The following is an 11,073-nucleotide window of genomic DNA, read 5'->3' as shown; positions in this document are numbered from 1 at the left end:
TCGGCGGGGTAATGCTTCATCCCCACAGGGACTCCGTTCTCCTGGACCATCAAGATCCAAGTCTCTCCGGTGTCCAAACTCCAGGGTCAGGGCCCGAGGTCAACCACCCCCAAACCCCGCCGCACAGGTTAAAGATCAAGCTAGTCGGATCTGTCGGTTGACGGAGCAGGTAGCCATCGATGGTTCCGTACTTCTCGGCATACCACTCGATGGTCTCCCTGCCCCTCGCCGGCAGCGGAACATCGCGGTACTCGCCCACCTTCCGGTGCTTGAGCGGCCCGTACTCACCGAGGGCCATCACGACCTGCTCGCTGACACGGTAAACGTCGTTGGCCACGATGTTGTTGAGATTGACCGCCGCCGCTTCGCCGATCCGGAGGCCACAGCCGCTCATCATGTCGACGATCACCATGAACGCGTCGTCGCCCGAGGTGCGTATGGCACGCAGCTGTTCGACAGACGGTATGACGGTCCGCGCCGGGTCGTACTGCGGTGCTTTGATCCCGGCCACGGGGTTGTCGGCGAAGATGCCAAGGCGATGGGCGTCGAGAAGGACCGCCCGGACCTTGCCGAAGGCATTGGACTGGGTGGCCAGGCCAGCGCCGTTGCGTTCCATGGTGCGGATGAAACCGTCGACCACCTTGTGGTCAAAGGAGTTCATCCGTCGACTGCCGAGGGCCGGGTAGATGTGGTGCTCCAGGAGGGAGTCGAGGTGCCGCACCGACTGAGCAGCCAGGTGCCGTTGCCTGGCCTTCCACTCCTCGGTGTAGTCCGCGAAGCGCATCGACCCGTACTTGCGGATGCGCTCTGCCTTCGTGTCCGATCGCCTCGCAGCCTTCTTCTCTTTGTAGACCTCTGTCAGTCGCTCGATGGCGTCGTCCTGGTTCGCGAACCCGGACTCCTCTGCCTGACTCCCCGCCGCCGACTGGTACCGGATCTTGTATGGATGAGGGCACTTCGCCCACCGCAACTGCGGGTGACCGCACTCCTTGAAGAACGAACCCATGCCCCTGGGCAACGACCTCTGCGCCACGTCGAACGACTCCCCACGACCGATGCTGACCTTTTGCTGACCAGCAGGGGTCTCGATCCCCTCTGACCAGCAGGAACAGCGATGGGGTTCGATATGTGGTGGAACTTCATCGCCCGCTCCCAAGAGGAGATCGTGCAGGCGCGGGAGGACTGGGCCAAGGGTGGCCGTTTTGGTGAGGTGAAGGGGTACGACGGCGGCCCGCTGTCGGCACCGGAACTGCCGTCAACTCCGCTCAAGCCCCGCGGAAGAGTGCGCTGAACTGCACGAACAGCACCTTCCCATCCAAGAGGTGAAGGCCGCGCAGCCACCCTCAAGGCGAGGGTGATCAGCGGCAGCAGGAGACCCCGGCGGGTGGCGAAGCGGCACGTGCCGGGGCTCTCTCGATTCAAGAGTGCGGGCGTCTGCGGGCTGCTTTGGCAGAACCAGTGCTGACTGCGCCGCAGGCCGCAGCGGGTCACGGAGACCGCCGGTGTACGCAGGCACGCCCGCCGACTGCGTCCTCAGTTGCGCGACGCCATCACGAGGAGGACCGCCAAGGCGATCAGCAGCGCGGCGCCGACCGACGCCAGGGTGATCTTCAGTGCGCTGTAGGGCCGCTTGCCGATGACCTCGCCGGTGCGGGCGTTGACCATCACCGGCCACGCCTTGCCGGCGTGGAGGTAGGTCAGGAACCAGACGGGCAGCAGCACGAGCTTGTACGTGACGCCGCTGTAGCGGGTGGATGTCGAGTGCACACGCTGCTCGTCACCGCCGATGTCCCGCTTGCAGTCGGCGCGGATCACCGGCGCCATCCGTGCCTTCGCCGACTCCAGGCCGGTCTCCGGCTCGACGTCGTACCGGACGGTGCGAAAGCCCGCCAGATACTCCTCCTGGTAGGGAACGGTCTCCTCCAGTGGCCAGGGGGCCAGCTTGTCCAGTTCCTCCACCGCCACCTGGCCGCTGCCGGGCACCAGCACGTCGTCGAAGAAGCGGTCGACCGTCCCGGAGGTGTGATGCCAGCGGGTGTGCCGCACCCGTCGCTTGTTGCCCTCGGAGTCCTCTTCCTCGACCCAGTAGTGCTCGCCCCGCTCACCGGTGTACCGGGTGGTGGTCTGCGCGTCGTACGTCCAGTGCGGCAGGTAGCTGCCCCGGAAGGTCTCCGCCTCGGTGACCTTCTTAAGCTCCTCGGGCGCGAACCAGCGGGACCTGGTCCACTTCGACAGCGCGTCACGGGCCTGCTCCCGGCCCACCCCGAAGGGCAGCACCGCCTCGGGCACCACGCGCTCGGTGCCGGAGGCGTCCGCGACCAGCGGGGTGGCGCAGAACTGGCACTTGTCGCTGAGCGTGTCGCTCTCGGTGACCGCGTGGCAGCCGGGACAGGTGTACACCTTCACCCGGCCCGGCACGGCTGCCCGGCGGGGCAGTGCGGCCAGTTCCTCGATCGGGTGCTCGGTCACCTGCCGTGGTACTGGCGTGATGTCCTGCTCGTGCCTGCAGTAGGGGCAGCGCAGCGCGTACGTCCCGGGCGCGTACTCGCTGACACCACCGCACGCCTCGCACTGGAACGCCCGGTCAGGCGCCGGCGCGACATTCTGGTCCGTCAACTCACTTCTCCTTGAGCCCTGTTGCCGGGAGGTTCCGGGGCGGATCTCAGCTCTGCGGGGGCAGCGGCGGCGGGACGTCGGCGAGCAGCGGCGCCAGTTCCTGGACTTGGTCTGCGGGCTGCCAGGCGGCCTGCCCGCTGCGCCAGACCAGCGTGGTGCGGGTCAGGTTGCCGGCCGCTGCCTGTCCGGCCAGCGCGCTCTCGTCGTAGGGACCCTGCTGCTGCCCGCCGACCGCGATGAACCAGCGAGGCGCGGTGGGCAGCGGCGGCGGGACGTCGGCAGGGGCGGGAGCGGGCTGCGCCGCCGGGACCGGGGAAACCGCTCCGCCGGACGTGCTCTGCACGATCCGCTGGCCCAGCGCCATGCCCACGCCGAGGCCGAGCGCTTCACCGCCGGTGCCGGGGTTGGCTGCGGCGATCGGGATCGCGTCGGCCGCCTGGAGCTTGGCGTAGTCGTCGAGGTTGCCGGTGATCGCCATCCGGGACCGCGTGTCGATCGCCGCCTCGATCTCGGGCGGAACGCTGATGTTCTCGATGTAGAAACGCGGGATGGCGATGCCCGTCGAGGACAGTTCCACGGTCAGGGTCCTGGCCAGTTGCTCCCCGATGCCGTCCTGTCGGGCGGCGAGGTCCAGCAGCGGCACGCCGGAGGAGCCCAGGGCCGATCCCAGTTTGGAGACGATGAGCTGCCGCAGGTGCTCGCCGACTTCCTCGGTCCGGAACTGCGGGTCCGTGCCGACCAGTTCACGCAGCAGCGCGGCGGCGTCCACGACCTTGGCGGTGAAGGTGCCGAAGGCACGGAGGCGGACCATGCCGAAGTCGGCGTCCCGCAGGATCACCGGGTTCTGGGTACCCCACTTGAAGTCGGTGAACTGCCGGGTGGTGACGAAGTAGACCTCGGCCTTGAAGGGCGACTCGAAGCCGTGTTTCCAGCCCTTCAGCGTGGAGAGGACCGGCATGTTCTGCGTCGAGAGCGTGTAAGTGCCGGGCTGGTAGACGTCGGCCAGGCGGCCCTCGTTGACGAAGACGGCCACCTGCGACTCGCGCACCACGAGCCGGGCGCCCATCTTGATCTCGTTGCCGTAGCGCGGAAAGCGCCACACGATGGTGTCCCGGCCGTCGTCGGTCCACTCGATGATGTCGATGAACTCACCGCGGATGCGGTCCATCAGCCCCACGACAATCCTCCACTCCCCCGTGCTCTGCGAGACCGCGGCATCCGGCCAACCGCAGAACGGGGACCACAGCGATCAAGTAACTAGCCGACAGTATGCCAATTGCGGTCCATCCGGCTGCACGCAGGGGCGGCCCAGTTCATCGGCCCCGACCGCCCGTCGGACGCCCTCGGCCGACCGCCGCCCACGCCTCCGCGTACAGGGCGGCCCCACCGCACCGGCACGATCCCGACGGACTCTCCGCTGCCCCGCCTGACCGTCCGCCGGGTCACCGAATGGACTTCTTTCAGCCAACGCCCGCTTCAGTGACGGCCGGCCCTCCGGGCGCCCTGTCGCACCTGATGCTTGATCATTAGCCTTGTGCGGTCCGTGACATCGTGATCCCAGGGAGCCCCATGTCCGCCGCGCAGCAGGTGCCCGACATCCTCTCGGCCGAGTTCGCCGCCGACCCGTATCCCGTCTACCGGGCCATGCGGGACACCGCGCCCCTCGTCTGGCACGAGGCCACCCGGAGCTACGTCGTCTCGCGCTACGAGGACGTCGCACGGGTCTTCAAGGACAAGGCCGGTGAGTTCACGACCGACAACTACGGCTGGCAGCTCGAACCGGTGCACGGCAGGACGATCCTCCAGCTCAGCGGCCGGGAGCACGCCGTACGCCGGGCCCTGGTCGCCCCCGCCTTCCGCGGCAGTGACCTGGAGCAGAAGTTCCTGCCCGTCATCGACCGCAACTCACGGGAACTGATCGACGCCTTCCGGCACACCGGGTCCGCCGACCTGGTCGCCGACTACGCCACCCGCTTCCCCGTCAACGTCATCGCGGACATGCTGGGGCTGGACAAGGCCGACCACGCCCGCTTCCACCGCTGGTACACGGCCGTCATCGCCTTCCTCGGGAATCTGTCGGGCGACCCCGAGGTGACGGCAGCCGGTGAGCGGACCCGGGTGGAGTTCGCCGAGTACATGCTCCCGATCATCCGTGAACGCCGCGAGAGCCCGGGCGACGACCTGCTGTCCGCGCTGTGCGCCGCCGAGGTCGACGGAGTGCGGATGAGCGACGAGGACATCAAGGCGTTCTGCAGCCTGCTGCTCGCGGCCGGCGGGGAGACCACCGACAAGGCCATCGCCGGCATCTTCGCGAACCTGCTGCTCAACCCCGACCAGCTCGCGGCCGTCCGCGCGGACCGGTCGCTGATCCCGCGTGCCTTCGCCGAGACCCTGCGCTTCACCCCGCCCGTCCACATGATCATGCGGCAGTCGGCGACGGAGGTGGAGCTGAGCGGCGGCACCGTACCCGCGGGGGCCACCGTCACCTGCCTGATAGGTGCCGCCAACCGCGACGAGAGCCGGTACCGCGACGCCGACCGCTTCGACATCTTCCGCGACGACCTCACCACCACGACCGCCTTCACCGCCGCCGCCGACCATCTCGCCTTCGCGCTCGGCCGACACTTCTGCGTCGGCGCGCTGCTGGCCAGGGCGGAGGTGGAGACCGGCGTCGGGCAGCTCCTCGACGCCATGCCCGACGTACGTCTCGCCGACGGATTCGAACCCACCGAACAGGGGGTCTTCACCCGCGGTCCACAGAGGCTGCCGGTACGGTTCACCCCCGTGAACAGCTGAGCGCACGGACCGCCCGGTTCGCCGATCCACCACCTGCCGACCCGTCGCAGGGGCCCGGGCTCCTGCGCCGGCCCGGGCCCGCGCTACTGCATCACCGGCGTGAACCGCACCGGAAGCGCCGAGAGGCCCCGCATCCAGATCGACGGACGCCAGAGCAGGTCCTCCGGCTCCGCCGCCAGCACCAGGTCGGGCAGCCGCTCCAGCAGCGTCTCGACCGCCGTCCGCGCCATCACGTCGGCCAGCAGGGGCGCCGGATAGGGGCAGCGGTGCTCGCCGTTGCTGAACGACAGGTGAGCGGCGTTCTCCGCGCCCACATGTCCTTCGGGCCAGATCTGCGGGTCGGTGTTGGCCGCGGCCAGCCCCAGCACCAGGCAGTCGCCGGCCCTGATCTGCCGGCCGCCGAGCTGGACGTCCCGCGCGGCCCATCGCCCGATGAAGTTCTGCGTCGGGGTGTCCAGCCACAGCACCTCGTTGAGCGCCTCGCCGACGCTGAGCCGGCCGCCCGACACGTTCACCGCGAACCGCTCGTCCGTGAGCAGCAGACGCAGCGTGTTGCAGATCCAGTTCGCCGTGGGCTGCGTCGCCGCCGCGATCACGGAGATCAGGTCCTGGACGATCTCCTCGTCCGTCAGGCCGGCCCGGTCGGTCAGCATGCGCGAGGTGACGTCCGCGCCGGGGGCGGCCCGCTTGTCCTTCACCAGTTGGCGCAGCCGCTCGCCCACACGCCCGTACGCCGCCACGGGATCGTCGCCCTCCCCGGCGTCCAGGGAGATCCTCAGGTCATCGACGAGCCGGCGGGTGTCCTCGCCCGAGGTCGGCATCCCGCACATCTGCACGACGGCGCGCATGGGCAGGGCGTGCGCGAACTCCCCCATCAGCTCCGCCTGGCCGCTGCCGGCGAACCGTGCGATGAGGTCGTCGGCGATCAGCTGGCAGTCCGAGGAGAGCTCGAACTGGTCGACGCCCTCCAGCGCCTGGGTGATCACTCCGGACCGCCGCCGGTGGTCCTCGCCCTCGGTGAACAGCACCGACGGCTGGTACCCGACGAAGGGCATCAGCGGCCAGTCCGGCGGGATGTTCGGCCACTGGTTCCAGCGCCGCGAGTCGCGGGCGAACAGCTCGTCGTGGCTGGTCACGTACTTGACCTCGGAGTAGCCGAGGACCAGCCAGGCGGGGATGTCGCCGTCGAGCAGGACCGGGGCGACCGGGCCGTACTCCCTGCGCAGCGCCCGGTAGAGCTGTGACGGCGTCTGCTGGTACTCGAGCCCGCCCAGGCGGACCGCATCGGCGTGGGCGGGGCAGCCCGGGGGCGCCGGGTGCGCGGACGGGTAGCCGAAGTCGGTCACAGTGTCGCCTCCTGGGCGAGTGCCATGGCGTGGAGGTGATCGACGAGGGTGATCAGCACGTCCTTGCCGGACTGCCGGGACCGTGCGTCGCAGTCGACCATCGGCACGTGCGCGGGCAGGGCGAGCGCCTGTCGGATCTCGTCCAGGGAGTGCCGGACACCGTCGTCGAACCGGTTGACGGCCACCACGAAGGGGGTCCGGTGGTGTTCCAGCCTGTCGATCGCGTACCAGGAGTCGTCCATCCGGCGTGTGTCCACGAGGACCACGGCGCCCAGAGTGCCGGAGAACAACCTGTCCCAGAGGAACCAGAAGCGCTCCTGACCGGGCGCTCCGAACAGGTACAGCACCATGCTGTCGTTGAGGCTGATCCGCCCGAAGTCGAACGCGACCGTCGTGGTGGTCTTCGTCGCCACCGCGCCGTTCTCGTCGACGCCCACACCCGCCTGGGTCATCACCTCCTCGGTGTTGAGCGGCCGGATCTCGCTCACCGAGCGGACCAGAGTCGTCTTGCCGACGCCGAACCCCCCGACGACGACGATCTTCAGACCGGTCTCCGCGGTGTCGTTCAGCGGTGTGCGGTGGGAGGGCAGCTCAGAGGTTACGGAGCCCATGGAGAACCTCTTGGAGTAGAGCGGAATCGGGCATGGAGGCGACGGACGGCGCCGCGCGCGGATGGCGGGCGGTGATACGGCCCGTGTCCAGCAGATCGCCGAGCAGGATCCGTACCACCGTGACCGGCAGCGCGAGCTCCGCGGCGATCTCGACGACGGCGGTGGGATGCCGGCACATTTCCAGGATCCGGACGTGTTCCGACTGCATACCCGGCACCGACCCGCTCTCGCTGACGATGAGCGTGACCAGGTCGAAGGAGTCATCGGCACGGCTGCGTCCACCGGTGACGGTGTAGAGCCGGTCGGGATCGCCCGTGTCGACGGGCTTACGCGTCACGACGCGCCGCTGCCTGCGGACTGGCTCCGCGGCTCGGCCCGCAGGTGCTCGCCGATCTGCTCGACCAGCTCTGTCATCTGGTGACCGACCACGCCGGGATCGGCGTCTTCCCCGGCCACGATGGCGAGATGCGCCCCCTGGCCGGCCTCCACGATGAACAGCATGCCGCCGTGGAACTCGGTCATCGACTGCCGCACGCCGCCGGTACCGTCGCCGAACTCCATGGAAGCCCCTTGGGCAAGGGCCTGGATACCGGAACAGATCGCTGCCAACTGGTCGGCCCGGTCGAGCGTCAGGTGCTCGCTCCAGCAGAGCTTCAGACCGTCACGGGACAGGACGAGGGCGTGCCGCGCGCCGGGGGTCTGCGCCAGGAGACTGTGCAGGAGCCAGCTGAGGCTGTTGTCGGTGGTCTGCATGATGAGTGATGGGACGGTGGTGTCCGGCTGACCGGTCACCGGCCCGTTTCTCCTATCTCACGAACTTGAGGGGGACGGGGCGTCGTCGCCCCTGACGCCGTACGGCTGGGGCTACGGAGCCGTCGGCGGCTCTGCCTCGGACCGAGCACCCGGCAGGGCGGTATCGGTGCCGTCTCCGGTGCCCGTGCCGTTCCCGGCCTGCCGCGCACGGTGGAAAGCGCCGAACCGCGAGCCCGCGTCGCGTGCTGGGTGCGGTGCCGCCGGTACGTCACCGGCCTGCCCGGACGCCCGCATGCGCTGTTCGCGTTCCCGGTCCGCTTCGGCCATGGTGCGGCCGGGGGCCCGGACCGGAAGACCGTTCGGTGTGGTGCCGTCGGGCCGCCGGTGCCGTCCCGGGTCGGGAGTCCCGGGCCGTGCGACGGAGCTCTCGGTGACCGCGAACGGGTCCGGTCCCGCCGGCGGTCCCGCGACGGCGGGGCGGATGGTGGCGTCGCGCAGCGGGACCGGGGCGGGCGCGGCGGTGGCGGGGCGGATGGTGGCGTCGCGCAGCGGGACGGGGGTTGGCGCGGCAGAGGCGGGAGCGAGCCCGGAGGGAGCCGCCGTGGCAGCGGCCACCGCTGCGGGCTGCGGGCCGGACGAGTCGTGCGAAGCCAGGTCGCGCTGCTGGGCGAGCAGGTCCAGGGGCAGCAGGACGACGACGCCGGTGCCGCCGCGTGAGGAGGGACGGTAGTTGACGCTGATGCCGTACTTCACGGCGAGCCGTCCCACCACCGCCAGTCCGAGCCTGGTGCCCTGCAGCGAGGCAAGGTCGGTGACATGGCCGGCCACGGCCTCCTCGGCACGGCTCATCGCCGCGTCGGGCATCTTCAGGCCGCTGTCCTCGATGGTGACGACGATGCCGGCGCTGCGGTCCTCGACGTAGACATGCACCTCGTCGATCGGCGGGGAGAAATTCGCGGCGTTGTCCATCAGTTCGGCGAGCAGGTGCATCACGCCCTCGGCGGCGAAGCCGGAGACCGCGACGCGGGTGGAACAGTGCAGGCGGACGCGCTGGTAGGCAGCGATGCGGCCGACGGCACCGCGCAGGATGCTCTCCATCACGATCGGCTTGTTCCAGGCGCGGCTGGACCTGCCGCCCATGAGCAGCGCCAACCGGTCGGCCATCAGACCGAGCTGGGACGTGCCGTGGTCCAGCTTCAGCAGGTCCCCGAAGACCTCGGCACCGTGCCGCTCCTGCATGTCCCGCAGATCGGCGAGCATGCTCACGGCCTTGGCCTGGACACGGCTGAGCGCCTTGGCGGAGGCGGCCTGTGCCGCAGCGGCGCGCCGTTCGCTGTGGGCGAGTTCACGAACGAACGATTCTGCCGGGATACGCACCGCGGGCAGCCGGGGCAGCTCGACCTCGGCGAGCACGGTCCCGACGGACCGGCCGTCGCGAAGCCGGGCAACCACGATGGGCAGCGTCTCCCGCTCCAGCCGCTGCAGTTCGTCCAGCGTCTGGTCCAACTCGTGCCGGACCTCGCGACAGTCGACGTCCAGGGCGGCTGTCCTGCGCACGTTCTCCTCGACGACGGCGACGAAGGTGTGGGTGAGCCGCTGCAGCTGCGGGTCGGACAGCGGCGGGATGCCGCCCAGCACGTCGGCCGCGCTCACGCCCTCCCGCAGCCGTTCGGTCACGGCGGGCAGCGTCACACCGGCCAGGTGGGATATCTCGGCCGTACGCCGGTTGGCCTCCGCCACGAGACGGCCCTTCTCCGCCTCCTGCTCGGCGACCGTTCTACGGGCCTTTCGGACGAGCCGGTGGCCGGCGAGGACGGTGACGGCCACGCACACCCAGGCGGTCACCACCACGGCCAGCGTCCACCTGAAGGTGTCGGACGCTGCCAAGGCGACCGCAACGCCGCCGGCGGCGGCGCTCGTCACCAGCGCAGCCGACGGCACGGCGAACGAGGTGCGCAGCACCCCCACCGGTTGACGCTGACGGGGTGAAGCAGACACTGGCATGGAGCGGTCCCTCGGTCTGTGCGAACAGGGGAATCAGGAGGGCGGCTCGAAGAGCCGCAGGCCGCGAAGGGGGCCGACCGGCAGGAAGGCGATCTTCCGGCCAGCCACGGCTCATGCTAATCACGCCGCCGCACAGGAAACCGCTGTCAACGGCACAGCTCGTCGCTAATCCGATTTTCGTCGTAATCCCATTGCTCGTATGTTTCGTTGTGGTACGGGCTGCGCCTCCGGGCGGACATCGCCACACAAGGAAACAGCAGGAAAAACCCCCTGATGTGACGTCACATCACACTCAGAGCACATCACCCACGGGATCGATCACCCCCACGAGTGATCGATTTTCAGCCATCCATGCTCACGCGCAGCCCCTCACACCCCACACCCACACCGGCAACCGAGGCACTGACGTGCAGGAATCCGGTTGATCGTGAAGACCGCGTGACGGTTGCGCACGGATGGCAACGGCGGATTCAGGCCGCAGGCCGGGGGACCTCCACACGACGTACGCGAAGCGGCAGGTCCCGCCGCAGCACGACGCAGGGAACGGCGGCGGACACCAGGGCCCGGCAGAAGCCGTCAACGGCGCGGGCGGTGGCCTGCACCCACATCCGCCCGGACGGATCACCGACGTCACGGAGTCGCCGACCCGCTCGCCCGGCGCCGTTCACGAACATCGCCCTCGACGACATCGGCCGCTACCACGTCAGGCTCGACGACCGCCCGCAGGCGGCCCTCGCCTACAGCCGGCGAGCCCTCGCCCTGGTCGAGGAGATCGGCGACGCCAACGGCCAGGCCTCCACCTGGGGCAGCCCGGCCACATCCACCATCACCTCGGTAAGTACACGCAAGCCAACGGGCCTTGACCCCGGAGTTTGAACACGTCTATGCGGCTCGGGCCAGGGTAGTTGGTGTTGGGTGGACGGTGATCTCGTAGGTGATCGGGGCTC

Annotated in this window: 10 protein-coding genes and 1 pseudogene; 3 read left to right on the top strand and 8 right to left on the bottom strand. The window is 69.5% G+C overall.

Going from position 1 to position 11,073, the window contains the following annotated elements:
* Positions 1 to 49 precede the first annotated feature (49 nt).
* Positions 50 to 1,033, bottom strand: coding sequence for a tyrosine-type recombinase/integrase (locus tag ACZ619_RS45475; protein ID WP_469611892.1), 984 nt, complete (start codon positions 1,031 to 1,033; stop codon positions 50 to 52).
* Between the two features lie 93 nt (positions 1,034 to 1,126).
* Here ACZ619_RS45475 and ACZ619_RS45470 point away from each other — a divergent pair.
* A pseudogene (locus tag ACZ619_RS45470) lies at positions 1,127 to 1,291 on the top strand (pirin family protein); the annotation flags it as partial.
* A 242-nt stretch (positions 1,292 to 1,533) separates the two neighbouring features.
* Here the strand turns inward: ACZ619_RS45470 and ACZ619_RS45465 are convergent.
* Positions 1,534 to 2,616: a TFIIB-type zinc ribbon-containing protein gene (locus ACZ619_RS45465; protein ID WP_469611890.1), complete on the bottom strand. Its 1,083-nt coding sequence runs from the start codon at positions 2,614 to 2,616 to the stop codon at positions 1,534 to 1,536.
* Positions 2,617 to 2,662: 46 nt separating this feature from the next.
* Positions 2,663 to 3,784 (bottom strand): SPFH domain-containing protein, encoded by a 1,122-nt coding sequence (locus tag ACZ619_RS45460; protein WP_469611893.1) that lies wholly within the window; start codon positions 3,782 to 3,784, stop codon positions 2,663 to 2,665.
* Positions 3,785 to 4,185: 401 nt separating this feature from the next.
* Here ACZ619_RS45460 and ACZ619_RS45455 point away from each other — a divergent pair, with 401 nt between their 5' ends.
* Positions 4,186 to 5,412: a cytochrome P450 gene (locus ACZ619_RS45455; protein ID WP_469611889.1), complete on the top strand. Its 1,227-nt coding sequence runs from the start codon at positions 4,186 to 4,188 to the stop codon at positions 5,410 to 5,412.
* Positions 5,413 to 5,495: 83 nt separating this feature from the next.
* On the opposite strand, the gene ACZ619_RS45450 is transcribed toward ACZ619_RS45455, so the two are convergent.
* The 5 genes from ACZ619_RS45450 to ACZ619_RS45430 form a co-directional block, all read right to left on the bottom strand.
* Positions 5,496 to 6,758: a cytochrome P450 gene (locus ACZ619_RS45450; protein WP_469611888.1), complete on the bottom strand. Its 1,263-nt coding sequence runs from the start codon at positions 6,756 to 6,758 to the stop codon at positions 5,496 to 5,498.
* Entirely contained in the window at positions 6,755 to 7,369 is a 615-nt protein-coding gene (locus tag ACZ619_RS45445; RefSeq protein WP_469611886.1) for a GTP-binding protein, read from the bottom strand. Before ACZ619_RS45445 ends, ACZ619_RS45450 begins: the two co-directional genes overlap by 4 nt.
* Positions 7,350 to 7,706 carry a DUF742 domain-containing protein gene (locus ACZ619_RS45440; RefSeq protein ID WP_469611884.1) on the bottom strand — a complete coding sequence of 119 codons (357 nt, stop codon included), beginning with the start codon at positions 7,704 to 7,706 and terminating at the stop codon, positions 7,350 to 7,352. The genes ACZ619_RS45445 and ACZ619_RS45440 overlap by 20 nt, the downstream gene beginning before the upstream one ends.
* Positions 7,703 to 8,122, bottom strand: coding sequence for a roadblock/LC7 domain-containing protein (locus ACZ619_RS45435; protein ID WP_469611882.1), 420 nt, complete (start codon positions 8,120 to 8,122; stop codon positions 7,703 to 7,705). Before ACZ619_RS45435 ends, ACZ619_RS45440 begins: the two co-directional genes overlap by 4 nt.
* A gap of 111 nt (positions 8,123 to 8,233) precedes the next feature.
* A complete protein-coding gene (locus ACZ619_RS45430) occupies positions 8,234 to 10,126 on the bottom strand; it encodes an ATP-binding protein (protein ID WP_469611880.1) in 1,893 nt (630 codons plus the stop codon).
* 591 nt (positions 10,127 to 10,717) lie between these two features.
* Between ACZ619_RS45430 and ACZ619_RS45425 the strand changes: the two genes are divergently transcribed.
* Complete coding sequence (locus tag ACZ619_RS45425; protein WP_469611879.1) at positions 10,718 to 11,002, top strand: hypothetical protein; 285 nt, start codon at positions 10,718 to 10,720, stop codon at positions 11,000 to 11,002.
* Positions 11,003 to 11,073 lie beyond the last annotated feature (71 nt).

This window comes from Streptomyces sp. NPDC104367, from assembly GCF_055583825.1.
This window is presented reverse-complemented; position numbering and strand designations above follow the sequence as displayed.

Coding starts and splice junctions, on each gene's coding strand:
- ACZ619_RS45460 (WP_469611893.1), bottom strand. CDS start 3,784: ATGGACCGCATCCGCGGTGAGTTCATCGACATCATCGAGTGGACCGAC.
- ACZ619_RS45455 (WP_469611889.1), top strand. CDS start 4,186: ATGTCCGCCGCGCAGCAGGTGCCCGACATCCTCTCGGCCGAGTTCGCC.
- ACZ619_RS45445 (WP_469611886.1), bottom strand. CDS start 7,369: ATGGGCTCCGTAACCTCTGAGCTGCCCTCCCACCGCACACCGCTGAAC.
- ACZ619_RS45435 (WP_469611882.1), bottom strand. CDS start 8,122: ATGCAGACCACCGACAACAGCCTCAGCTGGCTCCTGCACAGTCTCCTG.
- ACZ619_RS45430 (WP_469611880.1), bottom strand. CDS start 10,126: ATGCCAGTGTCTGCTTCACCCCGTCAGCGTCAACCGGTGGGGGTGCTG.